Source organism: Streptomyces nidicola (assembly GCF_050106155.1).
In the GTDB taxonomy this organism is placed as follows: Bacteria; Actinomycetota; Actinomycetes; order Streptomycetales; family Streptomycetaceae; genus Streptomyces.
Window position 1 is genome coordinate 4,714,284 of sequence record NZ_JBNBPI010000001.1, and the last position, 18,437, is coordinate 4,732,720.

The following is an 18,437-nucleotide window of genomic DNA, read 5'->3' on the forward strand; positions in this document are numbered from 1 at the left end:
AAGCAGCGCGGAGACACACGGTGGAACCGCCCCGGACGACCGTCGCGCCCACTGCGCATACGCTCACAGGCATGACCGACAACGCTCCCGCCACACCCCCTCGACCGCTGCGCCTGAGCACCGTGATCCTGCCCTACCGCCGCTGGCACGAGGGCGCACGCGAGACGTGGGTGCGCGCGGAGAAGCTGGGCTTCCACACCGCGTACACGTACGACCATCTGTCCTGGCGCGTGCCGTTCCGGGACGGGCCGTGGTTCGGGGCGGTCCCGACGCTGACGGCCGCGGCCACCGCCACCGAGCGGATCCGCCTGGGCACCCTCGTGACCTCGCCGAACTTCCGGCACCCCGTCACCCTCGCCAAGGAACTGCTCTCGCTCGACGACATCTCCGGTGGCCGGATCACGCTCGGAATCGGCGCGGGCGGCACGGGCTTCGACGCGAGCGCCCTCGCGCACAGCGGGCAGGAGCCGTGGACGCCGCGGGAGCGGGCCGACCGTTTCGCCGAGTTCGTCCCACTGCTCGACCGGCTGCTCACCGAGGACACCGTCTCGTACGACGGGACCTTCTACTCGGCAGGCGGCGACGTCGGCGCGCAGAACATCCCGGGCTGCGTACAGCGCCCCCGGCTGCCGTTCGCGGTGGCCGCGACGGGCCCGCGCGGCCTGAAGCTCGCCGCGCGGCACGGGCAGGCGTGGGTGACCACCGGCGACCCGAAGCTGTATGCGACGGGCACCCCGGAGGAGTCGATTCAGGCCATTCGCGGGCAGGTCTCGAAGCTGGCCGCCGCATGCGAGGCCATCGGCCGTGACGCGGACGAACCGGACAAGATCCTGCTCACCGGATTCACCCCGGACCGCGCCCGCCCCCTCACCTCCGTCGACGCCTTCGTGGACTTCGCGGGCAGGCACCGGGAGCTGGGCTTCACCGAGCTCGTCCTGCACTGGCCGATCCCCGACACCGACTTCGCGGCCGACCAGAAGGTCTTCGAGGCGATCGCCACGGAGGCCCTGGCCCAACTCGACTGAATCGGGCTCCGTCACACCGGGGCCCGGGCGGGGCGCATGAGCCAGGTGCGCACTCATCTGTGCGCCCCGCAGCACGCCCGTGCGCGCATATACGCGAACATGGTTCGGTGACCTCACCGACTCCCGGGCCCCGGACTCCGGCCCCCTCCGCCCCCACGCCCCGGCTGATCGCCACCGACCTCGACGGAACGTTGCTGCACGACGACAAGACCGTTTCGCCGCGTACGGTCGCCGCGCTCGCCGCCGCGGAAGAGGCCGGCATCGAGGTTTTCTTCGTGACGGGCCGCCCGGCCCGCTGGATGGATGTCGTCAGCGACCATGTGCACGGCCACGGCCTGGCGATCTGCGGGAACGGCGCCGCCGTCGTGGACCTGCACGGCGGCGCGGGCGAGCACCGCTTCGTCAAGATCCGCGAGCTGACGGTCCCGGACGCGCTCGACGTCGTCCACATCCTGCGCGACGTCGCGCCCGGCACCACCTTCGCCGTCGAGCGCACCGGCGGCCTGCACCACGAGCCGGCGTACCCGCCGCTGCACCTGGACCCCGGGGAGACCGTCGCCGCCGCGGAGAAGCTGCTGGCCGCGGACTTCGAGGGCGCGGCCGTCGCGGACCAGCCGGTGCTCAAGCTCCTCGCGTACCACCCCGAGCTCGACCCCGACGCGTTCCTCGCGCTGGCCCGCTCGGGTGTGGGCGACCGGGCGGCCATCACACGGTCGAGCCCGACGGCGCTCCTGGAGATCAGCGGACCCGGCGTCTCCAAGGCGAGCACGCTCGCCATGTGCTGTGCGGAGCGCGGCATCGCGCCCGCCGAGGTGGTCGCCGTCGGGGACATGCCCAACGACATGGAGATGCTCGCCTGGGCGGGCACGTCCTACGCGATGGGGAACGCGCACCCCGAGGTCCTGGCCTCGGCGACCGCCCGTACGGCGACCAACAACGAGGACGGCGTTGCCCGCGTCATCGAGGACATCCTGGCGGCGCACGCGCCGGCCCGTTGACTCCACGACGTCTACAGCTTCACGTGGCGCTCGGCGAACCACTTCACCGGGTCCACCCCGGACCCCAGATACGGCGTGAGCCGCACCTCGAAGTGCAGGTGCGGCCCCGTCGAGTTGCCGGTGGTGCCCGACTGGCCGACCCACTGCCCCGCACGGAGCTTCTGCCCCTGGTCGACGGTGACCGCGGCGAGGTGCGCGTACTGCGTGTAGTAGCCGCCGGGGTGCCGTACGACGACCTCGATGCCGAAGGCACCACCGCAGGACACGCTCACCACGCGGCCCGCGCCCACCGCGCGCACCGGGGTGCCGATGTCGACCGCGAAGTCCTGTCCGGTGTGCCGGTGCGACCAGCGCTCGCCCGCGCTGTCGAAGCCCGCGGACAGCTCGTACTTCTCCACAGGTGGCAGCCACGCGCGCGTAGTTGAGCTTTTCGGCTCCTTGAGGCGTACGGCGCCCCGGCACTTCCCTGCGGCGACCGACGTGTCCGCCTGCCCCTGGAGCTGCCAGCGGGCCGCTTCGAGCTTGCTTTCGATGCTCTTCTTAAGGATGACGAGCCGAGCGTTGCGCTCCTTTAGGGAGCGCAGCGCGTCCGTCGCCCTGCGCTGCCCGTCCGCGAGCCTGCGCTCGGCGCGCCTGCTCTTGTCCACGGCGTTGTTGAGGGCCAGATCGGCCTGCCAGACCGCCCGTTGACCGTGCATCAGCTTCTCGGGGTCCCCGGCCAGCAGCATCTGCGCCGTGACGGGGATGTCGCCGCCGCTGCGGTACTGGGCGCGCGCGATCCGGCCGAGGTCCTCGTGGAGCACGGAGATCTGCCGCCGCTCCCGCACGAGCAGCCGCTCCATCGTGCGTACCTCCGCCTTCTGTACGGAGGCGGCCTTCCGGCCCGCTTCGTAGCGCTGCGTCGCCGTGGACGCCTCCTCGAAGAGGCGCGCGACGTCCGCGCTCGCCTCGGGGCCCTCCGCGCCCTGGGAGATCGTGGGCGGGCCGCCGAGGGCCACGAGGGCGCAGAGCAGCACCGGGAGGACGAGCGAGATGCGGGGCCTGCGGGGTCCTTGACGCATGCATCGGATCGTCGACCGCCGCACGCCGGGCTTCCTGTGGGGCTGGTACGGCCGAGGGAACGGGTGCCCCGTACGGCGCAGGAACGTACCGCCAAACCGGGGCGGGCGTCGGGCGGCGTCATCGGCACGGGGAGCGCGCCTCAGTAGGGCACCTCAGTAGCGCGCCTCAGTAGGGCACCTCAGTAGCGCGCCTCAGTAGGGCACCTCAGTAGGGCACCTCAGCAGCGCGCCTCAGTAGGGCGCCTGCCACACCACCGTCGTACCGTCCCCGTCGAGCCCCGCCTCGAGCCAACTGGCGCCGCCGAGCGATTCGGCCCGCCTTTGAAGGTTCTTCAGGCCGCTGCGCCGCCCGCCCTCCTTGATGCCCACGCCGTCGTCCGCGACCGTCAGACGGACGCCCTGCCGCCCGTCGGGGAGGAGCACGGTGGCGTCCACGACGACGTCGATGCGGTCGGCCTCCGCGTGCCGGAACGCGTTCGACAGGGCCTCGCGCAGCGCCGCGATGAGGTGCTTGCCGGTGAGCTCGCCGACGACCGTGTCGACCGGCCCGAGGAAGCGGTGCGAGGGCTTGAACCCGAGCGGCACGGCGGCCATGTTGATCTCGCGGAGCACCTTGGTGCGCAGGCCCGACGGCGCCTCGGCCGGCCCCTGCTGTAGCGCGAAGATCGCGGTGCGGATCTCCTGGATCGTGGTGTCGAGCTCGTCGACCGCCTTGCCGACGCCGTCCTGCACCTCGGGCACCACGGAGCGGCGCTGGGCGGTCTCCAGCATCATCCCGGTGGCGAAGAGGCGCTGGATGACGAGGTCGTGCAGATCGCGCGCGATCCGGTCGCGGTCCTCCAGGACGGCGAGGCGCTCCCTGTCGCGCTGCGCGTCGGCCGAGACCAGGGCGAGCGCGGCCTGGGAGGCGAACTGGGTGGCCAGGGTGCGCTCCGCCTCGCTGAAGGCACGCTCCCCGCGCGCGCGGGTCATCACCAACGTCCCCATGACCCGCCCGCCGCTCTGGAGGGGCAGCATCATGGACGGCCCGAAGTCCTGCGCGAGGCCGGTCAGCATGCGAGGGTCGGTGGCCGCGTCTTCGACGAACACGGCCTGTCCTTCGAGCAGTTCGGAGATGATCTCGCTCTCCGGCGGCACGATCACGCCGAGCGCGGTGGAGGGCCCGTCCGAGTCGACGGCGACGATCTCCATGCCGCCCTCCTCCGCGGGCAGCATCACTATGCCGGCCGCCGAGTCCGAGAGGTGCCTGGCCTGTTCGGCGACCACCTGGAGCGCGTCGTCGGCGTCGCCGCCCGAAAGGAGCGCGGTGGTCACCGCCACCGAGCCGTCGATCCACCGCTCGCGCTGCTTGGCCGCTTCGTAGAGGCGCGCGTTGCCGATGGCGATACCCGCCTCCGTGGCGAGCACCCGGACCATGTTCAGGTCGTCGTCGTTGAACTCTCCGCCGCCGTGCTTCTCCGTGAGGTAGAGGTTTCCGAAGATCTCGCCCTGTACGCGGATGGGGAGGCCGAGAAACGTGTGCATCGGCGGATGGTTCGCGGGAAAGCCGCAGGAGCGCGGGTCGTCCGCGAGGTTCGCGAGGCGCACCGTCACGGGGTCGTGGATGAGCGCGCCGAGCAGCCCCTTGTGCCCGTCGGGCAGCCGCCCGATGAGCCGCGCGGTCTCCTCGTCGACCCCGGAGTAGACGAAGTCCGAGAGCCCCTCGCCGTCCTCGTCGACGACACCGATCGCGGCGTACTTGGCGTCGGTCAGTTCGGCGGCCGTCTCGCAGATCCGGTCGAGCGTGGTGTGCAGCTCCAGGCCTGTGCCCACGGAACGCATCGCTTCCAGGAGCTGCGGCAGCCGGGCGGTCAGCTCGGCCGACAGACCGTGCAGACTGCGTGTCGCCTCGGTCGCCGCCTCCAGGGAAGCCGCGGCGGGCTCGGCGGGAGGCGGGGCGCCGGGGTCCGTGGGTGCTGCCATGTGACGAGCCTAATTAGTGCCAATTGGCGAGGAAAGTCGGGATCCGGGTGGGCGGGAGGGACGAGGCGGGTCCTCAGCGCGTCCTCCGTGGGTCCTCAGCTCTCCGCGCCGGCCAGCGCCTCCGCCGCGCCCTCCCGACGTCGAAGCTCCCGGAGCAGCCCGTCGACCGCGACGAGCTCGGCGTACGTGCCGCGCTGGGCGACCCGGCCCCCGTCGAGCACGAGCACCTCGTCCACGGCCTCCAGACCGGCGAGCCGGTGCGTGATCAGCACGGTCGTCCGCCCCCGCGTGGCATCCAGGAGGTCCGCGGTGAGCGCGTCCGCCGTCTCCAGATCGAGGTGCTCGGCGGGCTCGTCGAGCACGAGGACGGGGAAGTCGGCGAGCAGCGCGCGGGCGAGCGCGAGCCGCTGCCGCTGGCCGCCGGAGAGACGTGCGGCGTGCTCACCCACCAGGGTGTCGAGCCCGTCCGGCAGCGCCTGCGCCCACTCCCGAAGACGTACGCGGCCGAGCACCGCCCACAGGTCGTCCTCGGTGGCGTCCTTCTTGGCGAGCAGCAGGTTCTCGCGGAGGCTGCTGTCGAAGAGGTGCGCGTCCTGGGCGCACAGCCCGACGATGCGCCGGACCGCGTCGCCGTCGAGGGCCGCCGCGTCGACACCGCCGAGCGTGTACGTCCCGGCGTCCGCGTCGAGGAAGCGCAGCAGCACCTGGGCGAGGGTCGTCTTGCCGGATCCCGACGGGCCGACGACGGCGACGCGGCGGCCGCGTTCCAGCGTCAGGTCGAGACCGGCGAGCGCGTCCCGCTCCTGTCCCTCGTAGCGGGCGGTGAGGCCGTGCACGGCGAGCGGGAAGGGGCCCTGCGGCGCCTGTGCGGGCCGCTCGGGCTCGCGTACGGGTTCCGGCGCGTCCAGGACCTCGTAGACCCGCTCGGCGCTCTTGTGGACGCGCTGGCGGTGCTGCACGGCGACCGGCAGGCCGAGCACCGCCTCGAACGCGGCGAGCGGCGTCAGGACGACGACCGCGAGCGACACCCCGTGGAGCTGCCCGGTGCGCACGCCCTGGACGCCGACGAACGCGGCCGCCGCCACGGTCAGGCCGGTGATCAGCGCGCTGAGCCCGTCGCCGAGCGCGGTCGCGGTGGCGGCGCGCGAGGCGATCCGCGTCAGCACGGAGTCGGCTTCCGCGGCCTCCTTCGTACGTCGCGGCAGGGCGCCCGAGACCGTCAGTTCCGCGGTACCGGTGAGCAGTTCGGCCGCCTTCGTGGCGAGCACCCCGCGCGCGGGGGCAAGCCTCCGCTCGGCGCGCCGGGACACCGCGCCCGACAGGAGCGGCACCCCGACGCCGGCGAGCAGCAGCCCGACCGCGAGCACGGCGCCCGCGGCGGGCAGCATCCACGCGGTGAACGCCACCGACCCCACGCCCACGAGCGCGGCGACCGACGCGGGCAACAGCCAGCGCAGCCAGTAGTCCTGCAGCGCGTCCACGTCGGCGACGAGCCGGGAGAGCAGGTCGCCGCGCCGCGTCGTGCGCAGCCCCGCCGGGGCGAGCCGCTCCAGGCGCCGGTAGACGGCGACCCGGGTATCGGCCAGCATCCGCAGCACCGCGTCGTGCGACACGAGCCGCTCCAGGTACCGGAAGATCGCCCGTCCGATGCCGAACGCGCGCGTGGCCGTCACCGCGACCATCAGGTAGAGCACCGGCGGCATCTGCGAGGCCCGCGAGATCAGCCACCCGGACGTCGCCATCAGGCCGACCGCGCTGCCGAGCGCGAGCGCTCCGAGCAGCAGGGCGAGGGCGAGCCGCGAGCGGCGCGGCCTGGCGGCGTCACGCAGCCGTGCGAGCACATGGCGCCGGTCCACCGGCCCGGCGCCGGGCACCTCCACCGGGGCGGCTTCGACGGCGTCGGCACGGGCCTGCGCGGACGGGCCCCCCTGCGCTGCGCCACGCATCTGCGCCGGCACCGCGCCGGGCGCCTCGATCCGTACGACCCGGTCCGCGACGGCGAGCAGCGCGGGGCGGTGCACGACGAGGAGCACGGTCCGCCCCACGGCGAGCCTGCGCACCGCGTCGACGATGCCCGCCTCGGTCCCGCCGTCCAGCGCGGCCGTGGGCTCGTCGAGCAGCACGACCGGCCTGTCCGCCAGGAACGCCCGCGCGAGCGCGAGCCGCTGCCGTTGCCCGGCCGAGAGCCCGGCGCCGTCCTCCCCGAGCACGGTCGCCACGCCCTGGGGCAGCGCCTCGACGAACTCCAGGGCCCCGGCCTCCCGCAGCGCGGAGAGCACGGCGGCGTCATCGGCCTCCGGTCGCGCGAGCCGTACGTTGTCCGCGATCGACCCGGCGTACAGCTGCGGCCGCTGCGGAACCCACGCCACGCGCGCGTGCCACGCCTCGCGCGACACCTCGGCGAGGTCGACACCGCCGACGGAGATCCGTCCACTACTGGGGCGTACAAATCCCAACAGCGCACTGACCAGCGTCGACTTGCCCGCTCCGCTCGGCCCTACGAGGGCCACGGTCTCGCCCTCCGCCACCTGGAAGGTGACATCCGAGACCGCGTCCGAGGACCGCCCTTCGTAGCGAACAGAAACGCTTTCAAACCCGATTCCGCCGGCCGAAGGGGCCTCCCGCGTGCCGTCCTCGGGCAGCGGCGACTCCAGAACCGCGAAGATCTCTTCCGCCGCGGCGAGCCCCTCGGCCGCCGCGTGGTACTGCGCGCCCACCTGCCGCAGCGGCAGATACGCCTCGGGCGCGAGCACCAGAATCACGAGCCCGATGTACAGATCCATCTCGCCGTGCACGAGCCGCATGCCGATGGTCACGGCGACGAGCGCGACCGACAGCGTGGCCAGCAGCTCCAGTGCGAACGACGAGAGGAAGGCGATCCGCAGGGTGCGCATCGTCGCCCTGCGGTACTCATCGGTGATCTTGCGGATGGACTCGGCCTGCGCCTTGGCGCGGCCGAACACCTTCAGCGTCGGCAGCCCCGCGACGACGTCCAGGAAGTGGCCCGAAAGCCGGGAGAGCAGCCGCCACTGACGGTCCATCCGGGACTGGGTCGCCCAGCCGATCAGCATCATGAAGATCGGGATGAGGGGCAGCGTGCCGACGATGATCGCCGCCGACACCCAGTCCTCGGTGACGACGCGGGCGAGCACCGCCACCGGGACCACCACCGCGAGCCCCAACTGCGGCAGATAGCGGGAGAAGTAGTCGTCGAGGGCGTCCACGCCGCGCGTCGCGAGCGCCACGAGGGAACCGGTGCGCTGCCCGCTCAACCAACCGGGACCGAGCTGCGAGGACCGCTCCAACAGCCGCCTGCGCAGCTCGGACTTGACCGCCGCGCTCGCCCGGTGCGCGGCCAGCTCGGTCAGCCAGGCCACGAGCCCGCGCCCGGCCGCGACCGCCGCCAACAGCAGCAGCGGCGCCCGCAGTTCGGACACGTCGAGGCCGTGCTGGAACGCGCCCACCACGACCTCGGCGATGAGCATCGCCTGCGCGATGACCAGGCCCGCCCCGGCGGCGCCGAGCACCACCACCGCGATCAGGAAGAGGCGCGAGGCCCGGCCGTACCGGAACAGACGCTGGTCGATCGGTTTCACGTGAAACACACCCTCACGTAGACGAACGCAGACGGGGCGAGGCGTTCAGCGCGCCCCTTTGCAAGAGAGCTCAGCGCACCCCTTTGCAAGGGAACTCAGTGCGCCCCGGCAGGAATGCTCTTCGTGCTGAGCCGCTTGCGGAACACCCAGTAGGTCCAGCCCTGGTAGAGCAGGACCAGCGGCGTCATGATCCCCGCGACCCAGGTCATGACCTTCAGCGTGTACGCACCCGAGGACGTGTTGTCGATCGTCAGGTTCCACGCCTCGTTGAGCGAGGAGGGCATGACGTTCGGCACCAGGGCCAGGAAGATCGCCGCCACCACGGCCGCGATCGCGACCCCGTTGAAGGAGAATGCCCAGCCTTCTCGCCCCTTGGCGTTCATCACGAGCGTCCCGAGCAGACCGACGACCGCCACGGCGAACGCCACCGCGGTCCACGCCGTCCCGCGCTCGACCTGGAGCCAGGCGAGGAACCCGCCGCCCAGGAGCACGGTGGCCACACCCGCCTTCGTCGCGAGCGCACGCGCCCGCACCCGGATGTCGCCGTCCGTCTTCAGCGCGGTGAACACGGCCCCGTGCAGCGTGCACACGGCCGTGAAGGCGAGCCCGCCGAGCAGCCCCCACCAGGTCAGCAGGTCACCGAACGAACCGGCGAAGTCCTGCTTGGAGTTGATCGGAACGCCGTGCACCATGTTCGCGAACATCACGCCCCACAGGAACGGCAGCAGCAGTGAGCTGACGAAGAGCACCAGCTCCCAGTTGCGCTGCCAGCTCTCCTCGGGCCGCTGGTGCCGGTACTCGAAGGACAGCACGCGCACGATCAGCAGCAGCAGCGCGATCACGAGCAGCAGATAGAAGGCGCTGAAGAACGTCGCGTACCAGATGGGGAACGCGGCGAACATGGCGCCGGCTGCGGTGAGCAGCCAGACCTCGTTGCCGTCCCACACGGGCCCGATGATGTTGATCAGCACGCGCCGCTCGGTCCTGTCGCGCGCGAGCAGCCGCGTCAGGATGCCCACCCCGAAGTCGAAGCCTTCGAGGAAGAAGTAGCCGGTCCACAGAACGGCGATCAGAAGGAACCAGAAGTCGTTGAGGCCCATGGCGTCTCTCCTCTCAGTACGCGAAGGTCAGTGGCTTGTCGGCGTCGTCGTCATCGGAGTCGTCCCCCGAAGGACCACGCAGCTTCGGGTCCTTGGTCGGCGGTTCCTCGTCCGTGTCGGGGCCCTTGATGGCGTACTTCTTCATCAGCCGTACGTTGATCCAGAACAGCACCGCGTACAGCAGGGTCAGCGCGGTCAGCGAGATCGCCATCTCGGTCTGGCTGACACCGGGGGAGACCGAGTCCGCGGTCCGGAACAGTCCGAAGACGGCCCAGGGCTGACGGCCCATCTCGGTGAAGATCCAGCCGATGGAGTTGGCGATGAAGGGGAAGATCAGCGAGGCCATGCCGACCCGCCAGCCCCACTTCGTGACGGTCGGGCCGAGTTCCTTCTTGTTGGTGAGCATCAGCTTGGGGATTTCGTCCTCACCCCTTCGATGCTCGGGCAACAGCCATCGCCGCTTCCGGGTCAGCCAGAATCCGGCGCCCGCGGCGACGGCGGCGGTGAGCCCGATGCCGATCATCAGGCGGAAGCCCCAGAAGGTGACGAAGATGTTGGGGACGTAGTCCTCGGGCTGACCGCCGTACTTCTCGGCCTCGGCCTTGGCGGTCTCGTGGATGCCGGGGACGCAGCTGGAGAAGTTGTCGCCGGCCAGGAAGGAGAGCAGGCCCGGAAGCTCTATCTCGACGGAGTTGTGGCCCTTGCTCACGTCGCCGACGGCGAAGATGGAGAACGGTGCGGGGCATTCCGTGTCCCACAAGGCCTCGGCCGCCGCCATCTTCATCGGCTGCTGCTTGAACATCACCTTGGCCAGCTGGTCGCCGGACAGCGCGACCAGGACGCCCGCGATCATCGCGGTCACCAGACCGAGCCGGAGCGAGCTGCGCAGCGTGATGGTCCGCTTGCGGTCGACCTGCTCGCCGGCGTCCTTCTGCTTCTTGATCTTCCAGAGCAGGAAGCTGGAGACGCCGATCATGAAGGCTCCGCCGGTCAGGAAGGCGGAGGAGACGGTGTGCGTGAACTGGACGACCGCGGTGTTCTGGAAGAGGACGTGCCAGATGTCGTTGAGCCGGGCCACGCCGGTCTTCGGATCGATCTCGTAGCCCACCGGGTGCTGCATCCAGGAGTTGGCCGCCAGGATGAAGTAGGCCGAGGCGAGCGTGCCGATCGACACCAACCACATGCAGGCGCAGTGGAGTTTCTTCGGCAGCTTGTCCCAGCCGAAGATCCACAGCCCGATGAAGGTGGACTCGAAGAAGAAGGCGATCAGCGCCTCCATCGCGAGCGGAGCACCGAAGACGTCACCGACGAACTTCGAGTAGTCCGACCAGTTCATGCCGAACTGGAACTCCTGCACAAGGCCGGTCGCGACGCCGATCGCGATATTGATCAGGAAAAGCTTCCCCCAGAACTTCGTGGCGTGGAAGTACTTCTCCTTGCCCGTGCGCACCCATGCCGTCTCCAGGCCCGCCGTGAGCGCGGCCAGAGAGATCGTCAATGGGACGAACAGGAAGTGGTAGACGGTGGTGATGCCGAACTGCCATCGCGCCAGGGTCTCCGGCGCGAGGGCGACCGTTGTCGGGTCCACTGCGTCTTCTCCTTACATCGCCGTGGTCACAGCGGCAGTTTGCCCCTTTAATCCCACAAATCCTGGGAGGAACCAGGACACGCTTGTGAACGCGTTCACATTCACAAGCATTATGTCGTACTGGCTGTCGGCATACGAGAGGGGGTCCCCCTTAAGTTCGGGGAACCCCCTTCGCCTACGATCTCCGCCCAACGCGGGGCAGGTCAGAGCTCCTTGCGGAACTCCGCGGCCGTCTGCAGGAAGATGTCGTTGGCCTCGGTCTCCGCGATCGTGGTGCGCACACCCTCGCCCGCGAACGGCCGCACGACCACGCCCGCCTGCTCACAGGCCGCCGCGAAGTCCATCGTCTTCTCCCCCAGGCGCAGCCACACGAAGTTGGCCTGCGTCTCGGGCACCGTCCAGCCCTGCGCCCGCAGCCCCTCGACGACCCGCGTGCGCTCGGCCACCAACGAGCCGACCCGGCCGAGCAGCTCGTCCTCCGCGCGCAGCGAGGCCACCGCCGCGTCCTGTGCGAGCTGGCTCACACCGAAGGGGACCGCCGTCTTGCGCAGCGCCGCGGCGACCGGCTCGTGCGCGATGGCGAAGCCCACGCGGAGCCCCGCGAGCCCGTACGCCTTCGAGAAGGTCCGCAGCACCGCCACGTTCGGCCGGTCCCGGTAGATCTCGACGCCGTCCGGCACCTCGGTATCGCGGATGAACTCCCGATACGCCTCGTCGAGGACCACCAGGACATCGGAGGGCACCCGGTCGAGGAACCGTTCCAGCTCGGCGCGGCGGATGGCATTGCCCGTGGGGTTGTTGGGGTTGCAGACAAAGATGAGGCGCGTGCGTTCCGTGATCGCGTCGATCATCGCGTCGAGGTCGTGGTCCTCGCTCGGCGTGAGCGGCACCTGTACCGACTTCGCGCCGCTGATCTGCGTGATGATCGGGTACGCCTCGAAGGACCGCCACGCGTAGATGACCTCGTCGCCCGGCCCCGAGGTCGCCTGGAGCAGCTGCTGCGCGACGCCGACCGAACCGGTTCCCGTAGCCAGATGGGTGACGGGCACACCGAAACGGTCGGACAGCTCGTTCATCAGGCCGGTGCACGCCATGTCCGGGTAGCGGTTGAAGGTCCCGGCGGCCGCGATCGCCTGCTCCATCACTCCGGGCAGCGGAGGATACGGATTCTCGTTGGAGGACAGCTTGTACGCCACCGGCCCCCCGGCAGCGGCCGGCTTGCCGGGCTTGTAGGCAGGGATCCCCGCCAGCTCCGCACGCAGCTTGGGGTTGATCTCGCTCACCGCAGTCCTCCTTGTGGGCACCGTTCCAATACTGCTCACCTTAAGAGGATTCGCCGCGCTCCCCAATGGCCCGGGTCCCGACCCCTCCGCAAGGCGTGCGGAGAGGGGGGAGCGCCCTTCGCCCTGGCGCGCGCCGGTGGCTCGCGCCGTGGCGCGCATCACCCGTGAAGGTGAGTTGAGACCTACTCGCAACATCGCCGACTTGGCAGGCGCCTGGGGGGCGACAAGCGAAGTGCCATACCCTGACCGTTCAACTCCCTTTTATTTAAAGGTTGATGATGGGTCATCACCTTGCAGAAACGTGCCTGTCAACGCCTGCATATGCGCCCCCACCATGCAGCCGAATGAGCCCTACTATCGGCTCGCCATGACAGCAGCAGGGAAGCACCAGGTGAGCCGGGCAGAGACGACCCGCAGGGGCACCCGGCCGAGCCGGGCAGGCATCAGAGACGTTGCCGCAGCCGCCGGGGTCTCGATCACGACTGTGTCCGATGCGCTCAACGGTAAGGGCCGGCTCCCGGACGCCACCCGACGCCACGTCCGCGAGGTCGCCGACCGGTTGGGCTATCGCCCCTCCGCGGCCGCTCGCACGCTCCGTACCGGGAAATCGGGCCTCATCGGCCTGACCGTGACGACGTACGGGGATGAACCTTTCACCTTCACAGAATTCGCGTACTTCGCCGAGATGGCGCGCGCCGCCACCTCCGCCGCGCTCGCCCGCGGGTACGCCCTCGTCATCCTGCCCGCCACCTCACGCCACGACGTGTGGTCGAACGTCGCCCTCGACGGCACCGTCGTCATCGACCCCTCCGACCATGATCCGGTCGTCACCGAGCTGGTCCGCCAGGGCCTGCCGGTCGTCTCCGACGGACGTCCCGCGGGCACCCTGCCCGTGACCGCCTGGGTCGACAACGACCACGAGGCCGCCGTACTCGGCATCCTCGACCACCTCGCCGAGTCCGGCGCCCGCCGCATCGGCCTGCTGACCGGCACCACCACCGACACGTACACGCACCTGTCCACCTCGGCGTATCTGCGCTGGTGCGAGCGGATCGGACAGGAACCGGTCTACGAGTCCTACCCCGCGCACGACCCGTGCGCGGGCGCCGTCGCAGCCGACCGGCTGCTCGCCCGGCCCGACCGCCCCGACGCGGTCTACGGCCTCTTCGATCCCAACGGCACGGATCTGCTCGCCGCCGCGCGCCGCTACGGGCTGCGGGTCCCGGACGACCTGCTGCTGGTGTGCTGCAGCGAGTCGATGGTCTACGCGAACACGGAACCGCCCATCACCACCCTCTCGCTCAAACCGCGGCGGATCGGGACGTCCGTCGTGCAGCTCCTCATCGACGCCATCGAAGGGGTCGAATCCGACCAGCCGGTCGAGCAGGTGATGCCGACCGAACTCATCGTGCGGACCTCGTCCCAGCGACGCCCGCACCGCACCACGGTCAGCCCTCCCCGGTCTCCGGGACAGGGCTGACCGCCCCCGACCGCCCCCTCCACCGACTCCTCCGCAGAGAAAAGTCCACACCAATTCGGGAGAAATGCACGGCGATCAGCCGCCCGTCACCGATTCACCACCCCTGGTGCATCACACAGCGCGAGCCGCATTCCTATGATGGGCGCACGACACCGCGGGCCGCTGCGACCAGGCAGTCCGATACGGTGCACAGGCGGCGCAATGGTGGTGGAGGGGTCGATGACTCAGGGGGCCGGTCCGGGATCCGCAGCGGAGACGGAGACGCTGCGCGACTTCCGTGTTCCCGCGTACGTCCATGACGTACCGGCGAACGTGCAGCCGACGGACCCCGACGTCCCCGCGCCCGGCGCAGCGAATCCCGAGGGCCTTCCCGACGGTTACACGCCGACCGAGCGCGACCTCCCGGTCATCAACCAGGGCGACACGGTCCAGGTCGAGGTGGCCCAGCCCGCGCCCACGGGGGACGAGGGCCTCGGCCCGCTGTTCGTCGTCGGCGATGTGCACGGCTACCTCGACGAGCTGCTCGCCGCGCTCCGCGAGAAGGGCCTGATCGACGCGGAGGGCAACTGGGCGGCGGGCACCGCGCGCCTGTGGTTCCTCGGCGACTTCACCGACCGCGGGCCCGACGGGATCGGCGTCATCGACCTCGTCATGCGGCTGTCCGCCGAGGCGGCGGCCGCGGGCGGCTACTGCAAGGCGCTCATGGGCAACCACGAGCTGCTGCTGCTCGGCGCCAAGCGGTTCGGCGACACGCCCGTGAACTCCGGGGCGGGCACCGCCACGTTCCAGGCGGCCTGGTTGCTCAACGGCGGGCAGAAGGCCGACATGGACCGCCTCCAGGACGTGCATCTGCAGTGGATGTCCCGGCTCGACGCGATCGAGATCGAGGACGACCATCTGCTCACGCACTCGGACACCACCGCGTATCTCGACTACGGCGACTCCATCGAGGCCGTCAACGACACGGTGCGCGAGACCCTCACGCGCAATGACGCGGACGAGTGCTGGGACCTGTTCCGCAAGTTCACCAAGCGATTCGCGTTCAAGGACGAGGAATCGGGGCCCAGCGCCGCACGGCAGCTCCTCGACGCGTTCGGCGGCTCGCGCATCGTGCACGGCCACAGCCCGATCCCGTACCTGCTCGGCGAGGTCGGTGGTGAGGACGGGGACAGCGAGGACAGCAGGCCCCCCGTCGAGGGCCCGCATGTGTACGCGAACGGCCTGGCCATCGCCATGGACGGCGGCGTGACCATGGCCGGAAAGCTGCTCGTCCAGCAACTCCCCATGGATATCTGAGACTTCGCGGGGCAGACGCGAAAGCGGAGGATCCGACCGGCCGCAGGGCCAATTTCCGGAAACCCCCTGTCACCGCGTGCCGTGACAGCTCTACCATCGGCTTATCCGTAGCAGGCTCCCCTCCGTTTCTGCCCGACGGCTCGCACCCATGCGGGCCACCAAGCCCTACGGAGCATCGGGGGATGCACATGAACAGCGCTCCGCATTTGCTGAACGAGGACCGCCCCGAGTTCGAGCGGCTCCTCGATGACGCGCTGCGTACCGCACCGAATAGGCCTGAACTCGCCGCTGTGGGCCAGCGGCTCAACCCCGAGCAGCTGCGCACCATGGCGCTCGGCGCCGCCGCACTGATCAACACGGCGGCCGCCGACGAGTACCAGCGCTACGTCAAGGTCCGCGAGGAACTGCGCTCCACGCCGCGGCTCCTGCGTCCGCTACGCGAAGGAGGCAAATCCAGCGGGGAGAGCACGGGACCGGGCGTCGCCGCGGTCGCCGTCGTGCTCGCCCCGGTTCTGGCCGGCACCGCAGCCGTGATCTTTCTGCTCGTCGGCTACATCCTGAGCATGCTCAACCCGGTGCCGGGCCTCGCCAGGACCCTGCGCACCTTCGGCTGGGTCTTCGGCGTGATCGCCGCGGCAAGCATTCTCGTCGCGGCCGTCTGCCTGCTGCTCGCGGCCTTGCGCAATGGATCGACATCGCTCCAGGCGAGCGCGCACGGCGAGGCGAGCGAGGAAGTGAAGCAGGCCAGGGAAGCCTGGCGCGTCGCGCTTCTGGACCGGGGCATCCTGCCGTTCCTGCGGGACGCCCTGGCCGACCCATCGGCGGGCGGCGGCTCACCCCTCGGGGGCCGTGGCGGCTCCGGCGGGCGCATGCCGCAACTCGGCTACAACAGGCCGGGGTTCAGCAGCCCCGACGGCGGCGGCACGGCCACGGGCCAGCGCGCCGGCTATTCGAGCCCGGACTTCTCGAGCCCGGACTTCGGCGGCCCGGACCACCAGCCGGACTGATCCTCCGGCGGCCACCGGACCGTGACCGACGACGAGGCCCCTCGCGCACGAGGGGCCCCACCGTCATGCCGTCAGTCGGCGATCGGCAGATACACGCGGTTGCCGGCCTGTGCGAACTCCTTGGACTTCTGCTCCATGCCCTCCGCGATCTCCGAGGATGTGGTGCCGTGTTCCCGCCGGATGTCCTGCGAGATCTTCATCGAGCAGAACTTCGGCCCGCACATCGAGCAGAAGTGTGCCGTCTTCGCGGGCTCCGCCGGCAGCGTCTCGTCGTGGAACTCCCGTGCCGTGTCCGGGTCGAGGGCCAGATTGAACTGGTCCTCCCACCGGAACTCGAAGCGGGCGTCGGAGAGCGCGTCGTCCCAGGCCTGCGCGTCCGGATGCCCCTTGGCGAGGTCCGCGGCATGCGCCGCGATCTTGTACGTGATGACACCGGTCTTCACGTCGTCGCGGTTGGGCAGCCCCAGATGCTCCTTCGGCGTGACGTAGCAGAGCATCGCCGTGCCCCACCAGGCGATCATCGCGGCGCCGATTCCGGACGTGATGTGGTCGTACGCCGGGGCGACATCGGTGGTCAGCGGGCCGAGCGTGTAGAACGGCGCCTCCTCGCAGATCTCCTGCTGGAGGTCGATGTTCTCCTTGATCTTGTGCATCGGGACGTGTCCCGGGCCCTCGATCATGGTCTGCACGTTGTGCCGCTTGGCGATCGAGTTCAGCTCGCCGAGCGTCCGGAGCTCCGCGAACTGTGCCTCGTCGTTGGCGTCCGCGATGGAGCCGGGGCGCAGTCCGTCGCCGAGCGAGTACGTGACGTCGTACGCCGCGAGGATCTCGCAGAGCTCCTCGAAGTGCTCGTAGAGGAAGCTCTCCTTGTGGTGCGCGAGGCACCACGCGGCCATGATCGAGCCGCCGCGGGAGACGATGCCGGTCTTGCGGTCGGCGGTCAGCGGGACGTACGGGAGGCGGACGCCCGCGTGGACCGTCATGTAGTCCACGCCCTGCTCGGCCTGCTCGATGACCGTGTCCTTGTAGATCTCCCAGGTCAGTTCCTCGGCCCTGCCGTCGACCTTTTCGAGCGCCTGGTAGAGCGGCACGGTGCCGATCGGAACGGGGGAGTTGCGCAGCACCCATTCGCGCGTGGTGTGGATGTTGCGGCCGGTGGAGAGGTCCATGACCGTGTCGGCGCCCCACTTGGTCGCCCAGGTCATCTTGTCCACCTCCTCCTCGATGGAGCTCGTCACGGCCGAGTTGCCGATATTGGCGTTGACCTTCACCAGGAACCGCTTGCCGATGATCATCGGCTCGATCTCCGGGTGGTTGACGTTCGCGGGCAGCACGGCCCGGCCCGCCGCGATCTCCTCGCGCACGACTTCCGGCGCGACGTTCTCCCGGATGGCCACGTACTCCATTTCCGGGGTGATCTCGCCCCTTCGCGCGTACGCGAGTTGGGTCACGGCCTGGCCGTCCCGGCCGCGACGTGGCTGGCGCGGGCGGCCGGGGAAGACCGCGTCGAGGTTGCGGAGGCCGCCGCGCGGCGAGGTGTGCTTGACGCCGTCGTCCTCGGGACGGACGGGGCGGCCCGCGTACTCCTCGGTGTCGCCGCGGGCGATGATCCAGTTCTCCCGCAGCGGCGCGAGACCGCGGCGGACATCGGTGTCGACGGTCGGGTCGGTGTACGGACCTGAGGTGTCGTACAGCGTCACCGACTGCCCATTGGTGAGGTGCACTTGACGGACCGGCACCTGGAGGTCGGGGCGCGAGCCCCTGATGTACCCCTTGTGCCAGCCGATGGACTGGCCGGCCTCCTCGGTCGAGCTGGAGGCAGGCGTGTGCGCGTCCGTTGTGGTCATGAGACCTACTCCCTACGCCGGCATTACCCGGTAACAGGTTCAGCGGTCGACGCAGCGATATCCGTCCCCTGGTCGCGCAACTCCACGCTGTTTCACGTGAAACGCGCTGGGACGAAGGTCAGCGCCCTCTCAGCCCGGTGCTCCGAGCTCCCGCGATGGCAAAAGCGGCTCCACGCTAACGTGACGCACGCCGC

The 18,437-nt window shown here is 70.3% G+C and carries 12 protein-coding genes; 5 read left to right on the forward strand and 7 right to left on the reverse strand.

Going from position 1 to position 18,437, the window contains the following annotated elements; genetic code table 11:
* Positions 1–71 precede the first annotated feature (71 nt).
* Both ACOKM3_RS21525 and ACOKM3_RS21530 read left to right on the forward strand, forming a co-directional pair.
* Positions 72–1,025: an LLM class flavin-dependent oxidoreductase gene (locus ACOKM3_RS21525; protein WP_426902691.1), complete on the forward strand. Its 954-nt coding sequence runs from the start codon at positions 72–74 to the stop codon at positions 1,023–1,025.
* Between the two features lie 107 nt (positions 1,026–1,132).
* The gene (locus tag ACOKM3_RS21530) at positions 1,133–2,023 is read left to right on the forward strand and encodes a Cof-type HAD-IIB family hydrolase (protein ID WP_426902692.1); all 891 of its coding nucleotides are present in this window, start codon (positions 1,133–1,135) and stop codon (positions 2,021–2,023) included.
* Positions 2,024–2,034: 11 nt separating this feature from the next.
* Here ACOKM3_RS21530 and ACOKM3_RS21535 read toward each other — a convergent pair whose 3' ends face one another.
* From ACOKM3_RS21535 to hisC, 6 genes are all read right to left on the reverse strand, one after another.
* Complete coding sequence (locus ACOKM3_RS21535) at positions 2,035–3,084, reverse strand: M23 family metallopeptidase (RefSeq protein ID WP_426902693.1); 1,050 nt, start codon at positions 3,082–3,084, stop codon at positions 2,035–2,037.
* A 231-nt stretch (positions 3,085–3,315) separates the two neighbouring features.
* Positions 3,316–5,046: a sensor histidine kinase gene (locus tag ACOKM3_RS21540; protein ID WP_426902694.1), complete on the reverse strand. Its 1,731-nt coding sequence runs from the start codon at positions 5,044–5,046 to the stop codon at positions 3,316–3,318.
* Positions 5,047–5,141: 95 nt separating this feature from the next.
* On the reverse strand, positions 5,142–8,642 hold the full coding sequence (cydD, locus tag ACOKM3_RS21545; RefSeq protein WP_426902695.1) for a thiol reductant ABC exporter subunit CydD: 3,501 nt from the start codon (positions 8,640–8,642) through the stop codon (positions 5,142–5,144).
* Positions 8,643–8,737: 95 nt separating this feature from the next.
* Positions 8,738–9,742, reverse strand: coding sequence for a cytochrome d ubiquinol oxidase subunit II (cydB, locus tag ACOKM3_RS21550; RefSeq protein ID WP_426902696.1), 1,005 nt, complete (start codon positions 9,740–9,742; stop codon positions 8,738–8,740).
* A 13-nt stretch (positions 9,743–9,755) separates the two neighbouring features.
* The gene (locus tag ACOKM3_RS21555) at positions 9,756–11,330 is read right to left on the reverse strand and encodes a cytochrome ubiquinol oxidase subunit I (protein ID WP_426902697.1); all 1,575 of its coding nucleotides are present in this window, start codon (positions 11,328–11,330) and stop codon (positions 9,756–9,758) included.
* A gap of 203 nt (positions 11,331–11,533) precedes the next feature.
* Positions 11,534–12,613: a histidinol-phosphate transaminase gene (gene hisC / locus ACOKM3_RS21560; protein ID WP_426902698.1), complete on the reverse strand. Its 1,080-nt coding sequence runs from the start codon at positions 12,611–12,613 to the stop codon at positions 11,534–11,536.
* Positions 12,614–12,980: 367 nt separating this feature from the next.
* Between hisC and ACOKM3_RS21565 the strand changes: the two genes are divergently transcribed.
* The 3 genes from ACOKM3_RS21565 to ACOKM3_RS21575 all read left to right on the forward strand — a co-directional run bounded on the left by ACOKM3_RS21565 (position 12,981) and on the right by ACOKM3_RS21575 (position 16,396).
* Positions 12,981–14,093, forward strand: coding sequence for a LacI family DNA-binding transcriptional regulator (locus ACOKM3_RS21565; RefSeq protein ID WP_426902699.1), 1,113 nt, complete (start codon positions 12,981–12,983; stop codon positions 14,091–14,093).
* A 219-nt stretch (positions 14,094–14,312) separates the two neighbouring features.
* Positions 14,313–15,389: a metallophosphoesterase gene (locus ACOKM3_RS21570; protein ID WP_426902700.1), complete on the forward strand. Its 1,077-nt coding sequence runs from the start codon at positions 14,313–14,315 to the stop codon at positions 15,387–15,389.
* A 182-nt stretch (positions 15,390–15,571) separates the two neighbouring features.
* The gene (locus ACOKM3_RS21575; RefSeq protein ID WP_426902701.1) at positions 15,572–16,396 is read left to right on the forward strand and encodes a hypothetical protein; all 825 of its coding nucleotides are present in this window, start codon (positions 15,572–15,574) and stop codon (positions 16,394–16,396) included.
* Between the two features lie 71 nt (positions 16,397–16,467).
* On the opposite strand, the gene thiC is transcribed toward ACOKM3_RS21575, so the two are convergent.
* Positions 16,468–18,243, reverse strand: a complete 1,776-nt coding sequence (thiC, locus tag ACOKM3_RS21580) for a phosphomethylpyrimidine synthase ThiC (protein WP_426902702.1) — start codon at positions 18,241–18,243, stop codon at positions 16,468–16,470.
* Between the last annotated feature and the right edge of the window lie 194 nt (positions 18,244–18,437).

Excerpts from the sequence above, each read along its gene's own strand:
- ACOKM3_RS21525 (WP_426902691.1), top strand. The coding sequence starts at position 72 with ATGACCGACAACGCTCCCGCCACACCCCCTCGACCGCTGCGCCTGAGC.
- ACOKM3_RS21535 (WP_426902693.1), bottom strand. The coding sequence starts at position 3,084 with ATGCGTCAAGGACCCCGCAGGCCCCGCATCTCGCTCGTCCTCCCGGTG.
- ACOKM3_RS21540 (WP_426902694.1), bottom strand. The coding sequence starts at position 5,046 with ATGGCAGCACCCACGGACCCCGGCGCCCCGCCTCCCGCCGAGCCCGCC.
- cydB (WP_426902696.1), bottom strand. The coding sequence starts at position 9,742 with ATGGGCCTCAACGACTTCTGGTTCCTTCTGATCGCCGTTCTGTGGACC.
- ACOKM3_RS21565 (WP_426902699.1), top strand. The coding sequence starts at position 12,981 with ATGACAGCAGCAGGGAAGCACCAGGTGAGCCGGGCAGAGACGACCCGC.
- ACOKM3_RS21570 (WP_426902700.1), top strand. The coding sequence starts at position 14,313 with ATGACTCAGGGGGCCGGTCCGGGATCCGCAGCGGAGACGGAGACGCTG.
- ACOKM3_RS21575 (WP_426902701.1), top strand. The coding sequence starts at position 15,572 with ATGCACATGAACAGCGCTCCGCATTTGCTGAACGAGGACCGCCCCGAG.
- thiC (WP_426902702.1), bottom strand. The coding sequence starts at position 18,243 with ATGACCACAACGGACGCGCACACGCCTGCCTCCAGCTCGACCGAGGAG.